The sequence below is a fragment of the Burkholderia sp. YHN3-13 genome (assembly GCF_055810675.1).
In genome coordinates, this window is sequence record NZ_JBVVNQ010000039.1 from 1 (window position 1) to 15491 (window position 15491).

Here is a 15491-nt window from a genome sequence, read left to right on the forward strand (position 1 = left end):
TTTCGGAAACCGGTGATCAGCGATCACCTTCGACCGAAACGGCCGATCACCATCAATCGGAACCACTGATCACGTTCAACCGAAATCGCTGATCACGTTCGCCGAAATACGCACACGATCCATCCGAACCTATCCAGATCTACCCGGTTGATGGTGTGGGCGGGGTAGCCGGCTGCAGCTTGTCGGCCACGTTCCAGGGCAGCAATTCGTCGATGCGGGAGATCTTGTGACCAGCGATGCGGGTCAGGACGTATTCCAGGTAGGCTCGCGGGTTGATTCCGTTGAGTTTGCACGTCCCGATCAAGCTATACATCGCGGCAGCCCGCTCACCCCCGCTGTCGGAGCCGACGAACAGATAGTTTTTGCGTCCGAGCGCGACACAGCGCAAGGCATTTTCGGCAAGCACGTTGCCGATCTCGGCACGACCGTCCTCGCAGTAGAACACGAGCGCCGCCCAATGGTTCAGCGAGTAGTTGATGGCTTTGGCGAGTGCGGACTTCGTCGACAGCGTCGCGAGCTTCGCCCTGATCGTCGCTTCGAACTTCGCGAGCAACGGCTTGGTCTTTTCCTGCCTCACACGCAAACGCTCGTCAGGCGCGTTGCCGCGGATGTCCGCTTCGATGCTGTAAAGCTCGCCGATCATATCGAGCAGTTGCTGGGTATCCAGTGTCGGCGTACGCACGTGAACATCGTATATGTAGCGCCTCGCGTGATCCCAGCATGCCGCTTCCTGGATCTCGCCGTTCGCGTACAACTGATCGAACCCGGCGTAAGTGACCTGCGGCGGAATTTTGTAGCCAATCAGGCAGTGAGTCTCGAGTCGATATTATCGGAATCCAGCCACGCTCGACGGACTGTGGCAGTAGGTTGATAGCGATGTGCGCTATGGGGCCGGCGCTCGTTGTAGAACTGCCGCCAGCGTTCGACGAGCACCTTGGCCTCAGCGCGGCTGCTGAACCACTCCCGGTTCAGCAATTCGTCACGCAGCTTGCCGTTGAAGCTCTCGACGAAGCCGTTTTGCCACGGACTGCCGGGCGCGATGAAGGCCGGACCGATAGCCGCATCCCGCAGCCAGCGGATGACCCTGGCAGCGGTAAATTCGGCGCCGTAGTACATGCAGAATGTCAGCCATCAGGGGTAACGGGCATCCTTTGGATTGCCCGTTCACCGCCCGCCGGAGGAAACCGAAATGGCCGACTTGCTGGAAGGTACGCTACCCCTGAACCTGGTTGCAATCGACATCGCCCGTTATTCGAACGCTGTGTTGATCGAGTTGTCGGACGGGAAGCGTCAGCGCTTCCGGATGACCAACAGCGCTCCTGACTTCGACCGGCTGTTGAGTTAGCCGTAGCGCGCAGCAATCAGCGATGGTGCTCGGACGGCTTCGAGTTCCGCTGCGACAACGGCGAGCCGCTGCGCGTAACGTTCGCGCTGGATTGCTGTGACCGTGAGGCAATGATCTGGGCGGCTACGACGGCAGGCCACAGCGGCGACATCGTGCGCGACGTGATGCTGGCTGCAGCGGAAAATCGGTTTGGCAACGAGCAGCATACACCGTCCGAAATCGAGTGGCTGAGCGACAACGGTTCGGGCTACACGGCCGACGACACGCGTCGGTTCGCAGTGGCCATCGGCCTGAAGCCATTGACCACGCCGGTATGCAGCTCGTAAAGTAACGGGATGGCCGAGAGCTTCGTGAAGACGATGAAACGCGACTACGTCGCCTTCATGCCGAAGCCGGACGCAGCGACTGCTGCACGCAACCTGGCCATCGCGTTCGAGCATTACAACGAGAAGCATCCCCATAGCGCGTTGAAATACCGCTCGCCTCGCGAGTTCCGGCGCTCGATGGATTCAGCAACCTTAGTGTGATGCTGTGTCCGGTATTACAGGGTCAACTCCACCGACGCTCTCAGCCAGCCGCACAGCCTCAACCTTGAATTCGTTCGTGTACTGCCGTCTGGGTACCGCGTTCTCTGCCATGCTCCTCTCCATACAGATAAAAATTTATCAAACTTCTTGCTGTACGTGGGATCGAGGCAGGATCAGGATTGGTTGACCACTACGGGCATACAACTTCGCACGTCGCTTGAAGACTCTCAAGGGGCTTACCCCTCATGAATACATCTCCAATATCTCGACGACTGCGCCAAAAAGGTTTACTCTCGCTCCGCTCCATCAAATGCCGGGACTAAACACCTAGTCCATGTAGACCGACAACAGTGCACGCGAGTACGCCGCGATGTTCTCGGGATTGTAGATGCTGACCGAGTCGAGCACGTGCTTCGATTGCTCGCGGTACGCGTCGAGATTCGCGTCGTGCTCGGCGAACGCCTGCAGCAGCGCACGGCCGCCGGCCTGGCAGTCGAAGTCCGGATAGAAATACCCGGCCTTGCCAAGGAACGGCGAGTTGTGGATCAGCGGATAGTCGCCGTACAGCAGCTCGTAGTACAGGTAGTTCTGCGCGTTTTCCCACGTGTGCGACACCACGGCATCGCCGTACGCGGCCATGAACTCGTACACCGCGTAGCGGCTTTCGAACGTCGTGATGCCGTGGTTCACGATGTCGAGGCTCTTCGCGAAGTGGACGAACGTCGCATGTTCCTTCAGATGGATCGTGTTGCACACGCGCACGAACTCGAGGAAATCGGGCTTCGCGCGATACGCCTCCTCGGTCACCAGCATCGGAATGACGCTCGTCTTCACCATGCAGATGTTCGGCTCGAACATCGTCACGCGCCAGCGCGGCTTGCCGGGCTGATAGCCGAACGACAAACCGGCGCCGAGCGTCGCGCGCGCCTTGTCGAACAGCATCGGATGCCAGATGTGCGGGACGATCGTGACGGGCGCGCGCAGGCCGGTCTGGTAATAATGCAGGCACGAGCGCTCGAACTCGGGAATCGTCCAGACCGCGTCGTACGGCGCGCCCGAGAACAGGAAGCCCGACGGCTTGTCGAACATCGCGCGCTCGATGTCGATCACGTAGTCATTGCCGACCCGCATCGTGACGATCTTGCCGCCGCGGTCGCGAAAGGCGCGCAGGTAGTCCGCACCGAACTGCGCGCTCATTTCGATCAGCACGTCGCAGCGTTCCAGCGCTTCGTCCATCGACAGCAGCGGCACGTCCCACTCGCCGAGCATCATTTGCGGATCGGCGACCTGTTCGCCGCCGTTCACCATCACGGCTTGCGCGACGAGCGGCGACTGGCGCAGCAGCAGGATCAGCAGCAGGCAATTCTGGAAGATGCCGTTTTCCCACAGCGACTGGCCGGCGCCGCGCACGAACAGCGACACGCCGACGACGAGACGCTTGCCCTCGCCGGGCACTTGACGGGCATTGGAGTCCGACATGCGTAAGCTCCGGTTCAGGCGACCAGACGCGAGACGAACGCGTCGAGGTTCGCGGGGTTGTCGATCGAGACCGACTGCAGCAGCCGGCCGGCTTTCGCGCGGTAATCGTCGAGGCGTTCGTCGTGATGCAGCCACGCCTCGAGCAATGCGCGGCCGCCCGCGGCGGCGTCGAAGTCCGGGTAGTAATAGCCGGCGTCGCCGATCAGCGTCGAGTTGTGGATCAGCGGATAGCCGCCGTACAGCACGTCGTAATACAGATAGTTCTGCCCGTTTTCCCAGTGGTGCGACACGACCGCATCCGCGTGGCGCGCCATGAAGCCCGGCAGGTCGAGTCGCGGTTCGAACGTCGCCTTGTGCTGGCGGACGAGGTCGAGGCTGTTCGCGAAGTGCACGAAGGTCGGATGCGCCTTCATGTGCATCGAGTTGACGACGAACATGTGCTGCACCGCGTCCGGCCGCGCGCGGTAGAACGCATCGCACGCCAGCATCGGATAGTGGCAGGACTTGGCGACCGAGATGTTCGGTTCGAGCGTCGCGAGGCGCCACGGGCGCTGGCCCGGCTGATAGCCGAACGATGCGCCTTCGCCGGCGAGCGCGGCGGCGCGGCGCTCCAGGAAGTACGGCGACCAGATGTGCGGCATCAGGTGGACGGGCGCGCGCAGGATCGTCTGCAGCATCGGTGCCGCGGTCTTGTCGTATTGCGGCAGCAGCCACACTTCGTCGAACGGCGCGCCGTTGAACACGTGTCCCGACGGTTTCCCGAAGATCGGCGTTTCGCACAGGCCCGCATAGACGTGCCCGCAGAAGAACGCGGCGATCTTCTTGCCGAGCGCCTTCATGTGCCTGAGCCATTCGACCGGCAGCTGCGCGCCCATCTCGATCACGACGTCGAGTTCGTGCGTGACGTCGGAGGGTTTCACGAGCGGAATGTCGAGGCCGTCGAGTTCGAGGCCGGCCGGCAGCGCGTTCGCGTCGCCGCCGTTCAGGAAATAGACGGGACCGACGCGATCCGAGCGTTTGAGCATCATCGCGAGGAACGCGATGTTCTGGTGAATGCCGTTTTCCCAGATTGCCTGGCCGTCGCGCGCAAACAGCGAGATGCCGACTGTCAAAGACTCCCGATAATATTGATCCATGAGACTAAACCGGTGCTAACCATTTCGATTCGGTTGGTAGAAATAGATATTTGATGCCCACTTAAATTCATAGTCTCGGTGGATGCGCCGAGGATGGATTTTATCGTGAACATTACAGGCGATGAGCGGCGTGGAAGTTGTGCAAAATTACTTCGAATTTCGACGGGCAATGGCATTCAAATAATGAGGCGTGCAGCTGAATTCGGTTCGACAAGTATGGCGAAACAATTTCACTCTCGCGCGGAAAAGCACAAGCCATGATCGGACATACCGTGTTGGAAAAAGGTTCAATGACCCGCTGAAGTTTGAAAGAAAGCCAGCGTCACATCAAGTTTTCTAATTTTTCTGTCTCTTATTCGATGCACATCCACGATTTAAACTGTTGCGCGAAGAGATTTAGATCGACCAACCCTATTATTACACGTGCCGCCTTCGAATTTCACGGCACCGCTCTGGGAACTTGATCATAATAAAAGCGCTATTTCACATTAAAAAGATGGGAACTGGTTATGAGTGGGCGCCCTATAATCAAAGAGCGTCCACTGAGATGCCGATTTATAATTCCACTTCAATCAATTAGTCGATTCAGCCGCTGCTAACATCTCGGACTGAGCCTGCTGAAGTAGCTCTATTGCTCTTTGGGCGTGACCACCCATGTGATAGTTATGTATATTCTGAGCCCGATTGAGGCTCGATATAGCCGAGCCCGCAGCTTCATAAGCGCTGCGAATATCGGGATGACCTTGCAATACTCCTGCGCATGCGACAGCTGTCACGCATACCCCTACAACCCCAAGGGCACTTTTCAAATTAATTTTCATGGCGCATCAATAAAAAGAGAAATATTAAAATCCACGCATAAAAACTTGGTTATCTGATCCTCCTCTGGTTTAAAGTAGCGTACAATAATTGCAACGTAGGCAACTCGACATATTATGTGCCTAGAATTATAATTTATTGCAATGCCAGATAATTGATAAATTTGAAAATAGCCAGGCGAGTGCAATAACAATTAAACTAATTTTGCGGTTTTTGGGCTGGGTTAAACCCTGTCATTTTCTCATTATCATGATTTAAAAAGCACTGAAAATATTTTCTTGAGTGCCGCATCACGTGTTTGCAGGCTAAATACTTTGCATACTTTCACTATATCTCGGGAACCTGCGCGGCGCGTCAAATAAAAAACTCGATTTCCGTCAAAGCCAGATCAATGATTTCCTGAATCGCAATTAAAAATATTTTTATTGAGATGGCTAGGGAAAACTCTAGATGAATCCAAAAAACATATTATTTTGCTTCAGAGGGAAATTCATATAAAAGCATCGCGCGCCAACGTATCGATCGCCATATTTTCCGTGCATCAAGGGCAGAAATCTTACGACACACGTAACTAAGCTCCTCCATTTTTCCGAAATTAAATTTTGTGCCTACACTCGGTGATGGAATTTTCTTTTTTCGTACAAGATACCAATCTGGTTTGCTAACGGAAACTTAACAGTTACGCAAACGATGACGTGTGTGCGATTGGCACTTTCACGTTGGCGGTTGTGGTCTCCTAAGGTGAAATGATGAAATTGAAAGCGCTCCACCACAACTATCGATTCCCCGCAGAAGTAATTAGCCAAGCGGTCCGTCGGTATTTCCGTTTGCAGCTGAGCTTACGCAACGTTGAGGAGCTGCTATTCGAGGCCGGCGTGATCGTGAGCTATGACGCAATTCGCCAGTGGTACGACAAATTCGGTGCCGCCTTCGCTCGGCTGGTCAAGGCTGCGCTGTGAAAGCCGGGTCGTACTTGGCATCCGGACGAGATCTCCGGGGCGTTAGGCAGCGAGCCTTAGCTACTATTGCGAGTGGTCGATGAACACGGTGCCGAACTGGATATGTTGCTGTAGGAGCGGGCAGCAGCCAAGCACTTCCTCCAGCGCCCCGGGCTAATCCGCCAGCACTTTGCCTAACGCGACATCTGCTGCACGCATCGCATCGCTCTATCGCAAACAGCTTGGCGAACGCTTCGCAATCTGCCGACAATTCATTAGTGACGCCCCGAATCCGTCTCCAGTCTGACGGAACCGTTTTCGTTCCCACCGAGCACTATTCGTCCCCGTCAAATTGACAGTCCTACCCGAGCGACTTATCCGCGTGGCCGTGATTAGCCGCATCTTAAGATTAGGAGTTCATCAGATCAAATCGCAAACGCAAACGCAAACGCAAACCATATCGACTTCCCTTTCACTGACCGGTCCAGCAGAGAAGACGTCGTCACGAAATCCGATGCGCGGACCCAACCCTTGCGTTCTTAATATCGCCTCCTTGACACGTACCACGGCGTGTATCGCATTGGTAACAGTTCAGTCTGCCGAAGGCCACCAACGTCCAGGCACTGGCAGCAACGATCCAAATTTATCTATGACGCTGACCCGTATTTCGTGTTGAGATTGAATCACGCCGCAAACACAAATAAATCACTTGATAATCAAACGATAGATTACACTGAGAATCTGAGAGGCAGACGAATCAAACGCCGTGTGAATTTCGGACAACGCCTACTCGCCGCCGTCAGGCAATAATAGACACTCAAATATTCGGCGAGCGTATCGGGATTCAAAGTAGTCGCCATCTCGTTTGAAAAATTTTGATTGAGAAGAACATACTATGAACTCTGCAGTTGAAAGTGGGCCAGGCCGGATTTGAACCGACGACCAATCGGTTATGAGCCGATCGCTCTAACCAACTGAGCTACTGGCCCTCATAAAGCAATAGGTCTTACACAATAACTATAAACACGCTAATAATGAGTCGCATCTTGTATTTAAGATATTACACGGACTTGGTGAAGCATGAAAATCAATAAAAATCACACTTTGACCGTGGGCGAATTTCCAAAAAAATGACTTTTATGAACGATCGTGCTGACACCTGATGAGGTGCCTTGCCGTGAATAATCAATCTTAATCACATTTTATGGCGCGATTCCTTGTGGTGGGGTGTTGTGTGGTATACACGTTCCGATTTTGTGAAGCACCACTCGCAGCACGCTTTGTACGATCCTGGTGTTACATCGTCGGTGTCGGCCTACGAAAGCGTAAGAAACCGTTGTTCTAGCGCAGTTGAAGATTGTTGTAATTATCAAAAAATAATTTGGAGATTGAAGATGGATACAGCGAAGTCAGTAGTAGTATTTTTGGTCGCAGGAATGAGTTGCGCTCCAGTATTTGCGCAGAGCAGCGCTTCGCTTTATGGAATCATCGACGCAGGAATTACCTATGTGACCAACTCACGTGGCAACGCTCTTGTTGCTACGCAAAGTGGTGTTGCGCAGGGTAGTCGTTGGGGCGTGAAGGGCTCGGAAGATCTCGGTGACGGCGTTAAAGCTGTCTTTCAGTTGGAGAATGGCTTCAACGTGTTCAACGGTAAGTTGGGGCAGGGGGGGCTCGAATTTGGGCGGCAGGCCTATGTTGGCCTGACGAGCGACAATTGGGGTACGTTGACACTTGGTCGTCAATACGACGCAGTAGTTGATATTGTTCAACCGACGTCGATGAACGGTAATTGGGGTGCTCTATTTTCGCATGCCAACGACATCGATAATATGAACAACGGATTCCGTCTCAATAATGCGATCAAATACGTGACACCGACAGTGAGTGGTATAGCCGGTGAAATTATGTATGCCCTGGGCGGGGTGGCTGGGCATCCTAGCGAGAAGAGCACAATTGCAACTGGTTTAAGTTATAGCAATGGGCCGGTTTACCTCGGTGCAGCGTATCTTTTTGCTAAAAATCCCGCACAGCAGTTCGCCGACGGTAATTTCGTAATAAGTAATTATGCCGGGAATTCTACGTTGGTGCCCGGGGCATCTAACGGTATGGGGTCGTTTGGCTATCTTGGCGCGCCAACTGGCATGCGTGTCGTCGGCGTAGGTGGCACCTATTCAATGGGTTCTGCGTTGCTGGGTATAAACTATTCCAATTCGCGGTATACCGGGGCAACGGGAGTGGCTGGAAATACCGTAGTTTTCAACAGCTACGAAGCGTGGGGACAGTATGGCATAACGTCTGCGGCAACACTGGCCGCAGGTTATACGTTCACAAAAGGCAGTATCGGTGTTAACCAAGCAAAGCCAAAATATCAACAAGTAAACCTGTTGGTCGATTATCGCTTATCGAAGCGTACAGATGTTTATTTGATGGCTGCTTTCCAACGTTCGGGAGGTGGGGCAATGGCAGACGTTTACGATGGTTTCCCGTCGGGCGAGTCCAGTACTGCATCGCAGGTGATTGAGCGAATCGGACTTCGACACAAATTCTAAGCGGCAAATTAGTGAAATCAAGTGCCTCCCTACTTGGTTTCGCTAAAATTTAGTCACACTGTGTCCCGTCCAATATCTTTGTGGGGTAATAATGTCAAAATCAGTCGCGTGGTGTCGTTGACTAGTGGTATTAAGCGCCATTGGAAATGCTAATGGAAAATGGTATACGGTTGGCGATTTAGGAGAGCGAATCGGGGTGATTGTCAATCAGGGGACAGACGATCACACCGCGATTAAATCCTCAGGACGACGTCGGTGATCGGCCGTAAGCGACACAAGTGACGCAGAAGCTTGTCGACGTAAAAGGTGTAGGGACGTTGAACATCGGAAGTAGGGCACGAGGGTTCAAGCGTCCAGGATATCTATAGCGATGAAGGTATCTTGTTATTTCGATATCGACGACCTATCCGAGCTGCAGCCAGCAAGGTTTCAAAACGGTACTACGAGTAGTCTTGAAAGATCTGTGGCGAGGGCGGGCACTCGCGTGCTGTACAACAGCTCACCGAGTCAAGGCTGTTGGCATAGTTGGCGGTTCTACCGTTTAGGCCAATATCTTGCGAACACGTTCGAGAAAAAGGCGAAGATAGTGGGCATGAATGGGGCCTCACATGACGCAACGAACGACATCGCTATTGATTGTTGAGTGGTTTTACAAAGATTAGGGGCGAGTATCCGGATACGATCACGGACGGCGGCACGGATGCTACAGGTCGCCCGCTGGCTAAACAGTTTGATTTGCGCGTTAACCTTTTTGCCGCAGATGGTGTCTGCACGAAGAAGATGGTGGATCTGGTCGATTCAGCGAAAAACGACGTTGTATGTCCGGAAGCCCGCATGCCGTCCGAGAAGATGCCTGGTGGTGCGGTTTTCAAGGCGAAGTATGAGAGTCGCTTTGGACAGCCGATCCAGATCTATGCCTCATTTAGACGCAATGCATAGTTGACGACGCAATGAAGCGGGTGAAGTCGACGGACTCGCCGAAGATTATAACGGCAATATCAATATGCACTACTCGGAAGTGGTTGGTACGACGCGCCTTGATTCGAGAGGAGATGTTAACTACGGCGTGATTTGGTTGTACACCTACAAGAGCGGTAAGAAGGTGATGCTCTATGGCGGAGTGATGTAATGTCGCGACGTTTCAACGGGCGACCGTGGTGGCGTCCTTTGTATTTGTTAGAGTTACTAGAACATAATCGGCTATTCACGTATCTACGTAGACTTTAGAAATATAATATCCGCGGCACTTGATAGATTGCATAACCTTTGCCGCACATATGTTTTTCGTAAACTATAAAAATTAAGACATTTCATTTGGCTAGTGATTTTCATAGATGCTGTTTATACGAAGAACTATTTTTATCGGCGCAAATTTAAATGGAGATTAATGTGCGTAGTGCTAGACGGAAATTCCTTGGGGAAACGATTAAAACAGCAGCTGGCATAGCCGGGCTAATCACTCTCGCAGGTTGCGGAGAGGGTGAAATAAATGCCACAACAGGCCATACCCCGTCGCCGGTGAAGCCCACGACTGTGCCGGATAATCCGCCTTCGTCTGCCGTTCTGAGTCGTGCAGATTTGCCGAAGAACGTTTTAGTTATTCTAACCGACCAAGAGAGATATCCGGCTCATTGGCCCGACGGATGGGTGGAAAAAAATCTACCCTCTATGCAGAGACTAATGCAGTCCGGATTGACGTTTACCAATGCTTATACCGCTGCGGGACAGTGTGGCCCATCACGTGCCGCAATGCTCACGGGACAATTTTCTGCTGTCAACGAGGTGTCGGTCACAGCAGATCCACCTAATTCTCTGCCTAGCCAGAGTGCTGTCGCGTCGCTCGGTGGAATACTAATGAACGAAAGTGACATGCTCGCCATTTGGAAAGGCAAATGGCATCTTACAGCGCCCCTTACTACCGTGGCTGATCCCTCAAATCCCGTTGATCCGAGTAACTGGACGGCTTCTGATATTGCGAATCTGAATTCTAGGTACGGGTGGACCGGATGGTTGCTTCCGGACTCCGGCACCCAGATTCCCTCCGGGAAAATGTCGTACATGGAAACAGCCGGAGGCGGAATTTATAATAACGATGGACGCTACGTCTCCGGCCCGACCGCCGGTGCTGTCAATCAGATCCAGCCAGTTTCAGGAGCCGAACAACAGTGCGTGATAGATTTTTTGACAAATACGGCTCCAAAGCTTGATAGACCTTTCTGCCTTGTCGTTGCATTGGTAAATCCGCACGATGTAGGTGCCTATCCGAAATCCTACAGTAGCCTCGGTTATCAATATGAAGATTTCGCGAATCTCGGGATTCAGCCACCGTTGAGCTACAGCGGTGACAATTTGTCGACAAAACCCGCAGTGCATCAGGCATATGCTCGGTTTAGTGCGCAGGCATTTGGCGGCAGTATTTCTGCTCAACAGGCATCTGATTATGCGAATTTTTACGGATATTTACATACAGTTGTTGATGCGCAAATAGGCGCTATCTTGGATGCATTAGATGCCGCGAATCTTACCAACGACACGTTAATTATCCGAACGGCTGACCATGGTGAGGCCGGGCTTGCTCACGGTGGAATGACCGAAAAGAATTATACCGCGTACGAAGAAATGATACATATTCCGATGGTAATAAGTAATCCTAAATTGTATCCAAATCCACAGACGCAAGCAGCATTTTACGATCATCTAAATTTCTTGCCCACCATCTTGGACCTCGCCGGTGTTGAGAACCCAAATAGCTTCGGTAATGGGATCGGTCGAAGCATTGTGCCTCTAATTTTAGGGCAAGCTGCCTCTGTACGTGATAGTGCATTGTATACATACGATGACAACTTTCATGTGGCGACGTCGCCGAATATTCCGGGAAATATTCGAGCTATTAGGCAGGGTACGTGGATGTATGCTGTCTATTTTGATAAGCAGTCTAACGGCTCCGACTTGCAATATGAGATGTATGATCTTTCTAGCGATCCAAACCAGATAACAAATCTCCTTAGCGGTTCACCCGCGAATGCTTCCTCACTCGAGGCTGCAATCATGCAGCAGTGGCAAAAATTGCATATATCCCTAACACAGCAATTTCAGGCTGCAGGCCAGTTGGCTGCGCCATTTATATCGTTTCAATGGCCGACCACACCATGGATTATTTAGATCGACTTCAGAGGCGGGCGTTATTTGCCACCAAACTGCGGCACGATGCCTACACTGTCATGACAAGCTCTGTTCTCATTCTTGAGCAATGTGTCTTAGCCTTGTGTTGACTCGAAGTATCTGGATCCGTCGCCTCTCGTGACTTGTCGTCGTAGGTGTTGCATTCTTTTCTTATAAAATTGGGAACTCGAGTTAGTTAGCGCGGATTATATATTAATTTCAGCGGAATAGCATCTCGCTAAATCACGAAATTTGCGGGGTGCTTTTTGATTGGAGTGAATTGAAGGTGTAAATGAATTTATTGTGTGCGGTGTTGTGTAATTTAGAATTTGAATTTATAGCGAAAAGTCATCATGAAATCTTTAATTGATGAAATTGCTGATCAATTATCGGCTGCAAGTGAATTTATATTGCAGAAGTGCAGCGAGTTATTAGAGTTTTGGGGGGTGGGGTTGCTTGGAATCCCGTTATTGATTGGTTTGTCGATATTTGGAGTAGTGTCGTTTGATAGGAGTCAATGTCATATCAGAATGGCAATTGGTGCTAAATCAAGCGGCTTTGAAAAGATTGGTGATCAATATAAGGCGTATTTGAAGAAGTTTGGTATTGAATTGGAATTGATTAATACGGCGGGTGCCGCTGAAAATTTGGAATACTTGCGAGCGGGTCGGGTCGACGTGGCGTTGGTGCAGAGCAGTGTGGAGATTCCGAAGAAAGAAGATAATATTATTTCTTTGGGTTCAGTTGGTTATGAGCCCACGTGGATATTTTATCGTGGGAAAAAAATATATGAAGAAAGTTCTGATTTTTCAAAAATAATTTCCGGTAAAATTTGCATAGGACAGATAGGCTCTGCGACGCATGCAATGGCGATGGAGATCTTAAAGGGACACGAGGCTGATGGTCGTTACGAACCCCTGTCGATCGCCACCAATGAATGTATTCCACTTCTCTTGTCGGGTGAGGTAACGTCAATATTTCTAACCGACTCTGTGGATTCAGAAAATATTCAGTCTTTACTTAACATTGGCGATATTCAGTTAGTGAATTTCGATCGCGCTCTTGGGTACGCAAAGCTTGATCAAAATATCGAAAAAGTCAGAGTAAATAAAGGAAGTCTTGATTTACGACGGAATTTTCCATCTGTTGGGGTGGATTTGGTTGCAAGTACAACCGATATGTTGTCCAGGAGTGAAGTGAATTCTGTGGTTCAGTATGCCTTGCTTAAAGCTGCCTCTCATGTCAGTGGGAAAAAATCGTATTTTGCTGATAAAGGTGAATTTCCCTGTTTTAAGAATTCAATTTTTCCGGAAAGTGATATTTCTGTTCAATTTTTGAAAAATAGAGGGAATTGGATGTATGAGCTATTTCCTTTTTGGTTGGCTGCTTTTATTAGCAAAATTTCTATTTTTGCATTTCCTATTATCGGTGTGGTGTTCAAAATTTGCAAGTCCATGCCGAATTTTAAAAGAAATAGAGAGGATGGCAAAATCAAGGCCATGTATAGAGATTTGAGGGAGGCTGAGGTTGCAATGCGTAATGGAGAAAATGAGCCTAAAGCTATCGAGCAATTGTTATTTAAAGTTAGGGCTGGGATGTTGGGTGGGGATGTGCCATCGAGATTATTGCCGGAATATTACAAATTGTACGGTAGCTTTGTCTCGCTTTTCGAAGAGTTTGAGCGTTGGAAGGTAAGGGATAAATCAAAATCAAGCTCGTCAATGAATTGATCAAGAATTTGTTAAGAGTATATGCATTTCGTTGATTTTTAAGTGTTTATGCGACTTAAGAGACATCGCTACGGCAATTGTCGGCAAGAACCTGTGAGCACCCGTCGCCGCTGCCGCTGCCTCTCAAGTCACGGTGAACTCGTTATCGGGTTCACAAGCCGTTTGTAGTCCTCGCTGTTTTGTTCGAGTTACAAACAGGCCTGAGTTGGGATCTGCTACCTCTTGAGATTGTTGTTGCTGCCGTGTGAATTGGCTGCTTGGCCTCGGTGACTGGCGAGCGACTGAGCGGGTCAGGGTAGCTGCGACAAGCCGATTGTGCGCAGCTGCGGTGTGGTTTAGCGGCGAGTTGCAGACGAAGCAGATGTTTCAATTGCTTAACACTCGCTTCAGCAGTCATTCATCGACGTTGGAAGTCGTCTGAGTTGCGCAACTGGAGTTGAAGCCACTATCAGGACGTCGTGCTCGATCGATGTTCGAGTCCATCCAATGCCAATGCGTTTCAAAACTGAAACATGGCGATTAAAAGGTGCGGCTGTGAAGGAGCTTCGCCCTTGAGTCGCTTGCACTGGCGGTTTGGGTTGGAAGTATCTGCGGATTTGGAGGCAGGGCGGCTCCCATTCGTGTAGTAGAGCGACCTTCTTGTGTTTCAGATTTGAAACACAAAATGAGGTTGGCCACGCTTTGGCGGTTCGTCGCAATTTCATTATTGTGTTAAGTATTTTGCCGTCCTTCCTGGCTCGATATTTGCTGCTGCCGTTTAGGTCGGTGTCGGAACATAGGCGAGAAGCCGAGCGGCGCTCGTTGGCGGAGTCAGGTACTCAACGAGCAGACTGGATCGGCGCGATTTTTATACGGGGAAAAAATGCACGATTGTTGTCGTCGCGCGACGAATGGTCGTTCCCAAGGATCTGGAACGCCTCAACCTGCGGCTACTCAGCTGCGCTCCGATTCGCGTATCGGAGCGGTTGATCGGCAAGATCTCGGTGACTGCGACATCGTCCCCAGGAACCCATGAGGATCGGCTATGCGCGGGTTTCCACCGATGAGCAAAACCTGGATCTGCAGTGGAACGCACTGCAGGCGTACGGGTGCGACGACGTCGTCACGGATCGGGGCATCTCGGGGGCACGCTTTGATCGACCGGGGTTGCAGACCGTACTCGCTCGACTCGAGTCTGGCGACACGCTGGTAGTGTGGCGCCTCGATCGGCTCGGCCGTTCGCTCAGCGAGCTGGTGAAGCTGATGGCTGAACTGCGCGAGCGGGGCATCCAGTTTGCATCGTTGCAGGAAGCGATCGACACGGGCTCACCGGCGGGGATGTTCATGTTTCACATGATCGCAGCGCTGGCGGAGTTCGAGCGCTCGTTGATCAGTGAGCGTACCCGGGCGGGGCTTGCCGCCGCGCGGCGCCGCGGCAGCAGGCTGGGTCGACCGGCGGCATTGAATGACGAGCAGCTCGAGCAGGCGCGGCAGTGGTTAAGCATGGCGTCGATCGAAGAGGTTGCGGATCGCCTTGAGATACATCCCCGGACGTTGCAACGATACTTGCGCTTGCAAGAGGAGCCTCCATCGCCTGAACCCCCGGAATGCTCGCGGGTGCATGCGCCGGAGCAGCCGGGGGCCGTTGATGGGGCGCAATGCGAAGCAGCGTCATGTCTGCGCGATCCTCAATCAAGCGAACCTGAGGCGCAGGCAGGATGCGGCACATGGGCTGAAGATGACACTCGCGAGGTGGGTGAGTCCGGTACTGCCGACTCTGCGACTCGATCGATTGAGTGTCGGGTGGACGCGTCTTGCTCAAAG

The 15491-nt window shown here is 51.9% G+C and carries 8 protein-coding genes, 1 tRNA gene and 5 pseudogenes; 9 read left to right on the plus strand and 5 right to left on the minus strand.

What is annotated here, in order from left to right; translation table 11 throughout:
- Positions 1 to 139: 139 nt before the first annotated feature.
- Both tnpC and AC0KUR_RS36960 read right to left on the minus strand, forming a co-directional pair.
- Positions 140 to 772 (minus strand): annotated as a pseudogene (tnpC, locus tag AC0KUR_RS36955) (IS66 family transposase); the annotation flags it as partial.
- Between the two features lie 29 nt (positions 773 to 801).
- Positions 802 to 1107: pseudogene (locus tag AC0KUR_RS36960) on the minus strand (integrase core domain-containing protein); the annotation flags it as partial.
- An 82-nt stretch (positions 1108 to 1189) separates the two neighbouring features.
- Between AC0KUR_RS36960 and AC0KUR_RS36965 the strand changes: the two are divergent.
- The 3 genes and pseudogenes from AC0KUR_RS36965 to AC0KUR_RS36975 all read left to right on the plus strand — a co-directional run.
- Positions 1190 to 1345: a hypothetical protein gene (locus AC0KUR_RS36965; protein ID WP_226159278.1), complete on the plus strand. Its 156-nt coding sequence runs from the start codon at positions 1190 to 1192 to the stop codon at positions 1343 to 1345.
- Positions 1339 to 1872, plus strand: a pseudogene (locus AC0KUR_RS36970) (DDE-type integrase/transposase/recombinase); the annotation flags it as partial. The gene AC0KUR_RS36965 and the pseudogene AC0KUR_RS36970, both read left to right, overlap by 7 nt.
- 196 nt (positions 1873 to 2068) lie before the next feature.
- Positions 2069 to 2203 (plus strand): annotated as a pseudogene (locus AC0KUR_RS36975) (IS481 family transposase); the annotation flags it as partial.
- Here the strand turns inward: AC0KUR_RS36975 and AC0KUR_RS36980 are convergent.
- Positions 2200 to 3351 carry a DUF2827 domain-containing protein gene (locus AC0KUR_RS36980; RefSeq protein ID WP_473377311.1) on the minus strand — a complete coding sequence of 384 codons (1152 nt, stop codon included), beginning with the start codon at positions 3349 to 3351 and terminating at the stop codon, positions 2200 to 2202. The pseudogene AC0KUR_RS36975 and the gene AC0KUR_RS36980 sit on opposite strands and share 4 nt — an antisense overlap.
- 14 nt (positions 3352 to 3365) lie before the next feature.
- Entirely contained in the window at positions 3366 to 4487 is a 1122-nt protein-coding gene (locus AC0KUR_RS36985; protein ID WP_473377312.1) for a DUF2827 domain-containing protein, read from the minus strand.
- 1565 nt (positions 4488 to 6052) lie between these two features.
- On the opposite strand from AC0KUR_RS36985, the pseudogene AC0KUR_RS36990 reads away from it, so the two are divergent.
- A pseudogene (locus AC0KUR_RS36990) lies at positions 6053 to 6322 on the plus strand (IS6 family transposase); the annotation flags it as partial.
- A gap of 837 nt (positions 6323 to 7159) precedes the next feature.
- Here the strand turns inward: AC0KUR_RS36990 and AC0KUR_RS36995 are convergent.
- Positions 7160 to 7233: transfer RNA gene (locus AC0KUR_RS36995), tRNA-Ile, on the minus strand.
- 405 nt (positions 7234 to 7638) lie between these two features.
- On the opposite strand from AC0KUR_RS36995, the gene AC0KUR_RS37000 reads away from it, so the two are divergent.
- The 5 genes from AC0KUR_RS37000 to AC0KUR_RS37020 all read left to right on the plus strand — a co-directional run.
- Entirely contained in the window at positions 7639 to 8796 is a 1158-nt protein-coding gene (locus tag AC0KUR_RS37000) for a porin (protein WP_473377313.1), read from the plus strand.
- Between the two features lie 636 nt (positions 8797 to 9432).
- A complete protein-coding gene (locus tag AC0KUR_RS37005) occupies positions 9433 to 9735 on the plus strand; it encodes a hypothetical protein (protein WP_473377314.1) in 303 nt (100 codons plus the stop codon).
- Positions 9736 to 10173: 438 nt separating this feature from the next.
- On the plus strand, positions 10174 to 11958 hold the full coding sequence (locus AC0KUR_RS37010) for a sulfatase-like hydrolase/transferase (RefSeq protein ID WP_473377315.1): 1785 nt from the start codon (positions 10174 to 10176) through the stop codon (positions 11956 to 11958).
- 353 nt (positions 11959 to 12311) lie between these two features.
- Entirely contained in the window at positions 12312 to 13688 is a 1377-nt protein-coding gene (locus AC0KUR_RS37015; RefSeq protein ID WP_473377316.1) for a TAXI family TRAP transporter solute-binding subunit, read from the plus strand.
- 1011 nt (positions 13689 to 14699) lie between these two features.
- On the plus strand, positions 14700 to 15491 hold a 792-nt coding region (locus tag AC0KUR_RS37020; protein ID WP_473377317.1), incomplete at its 3' end, for a recombinase family protein.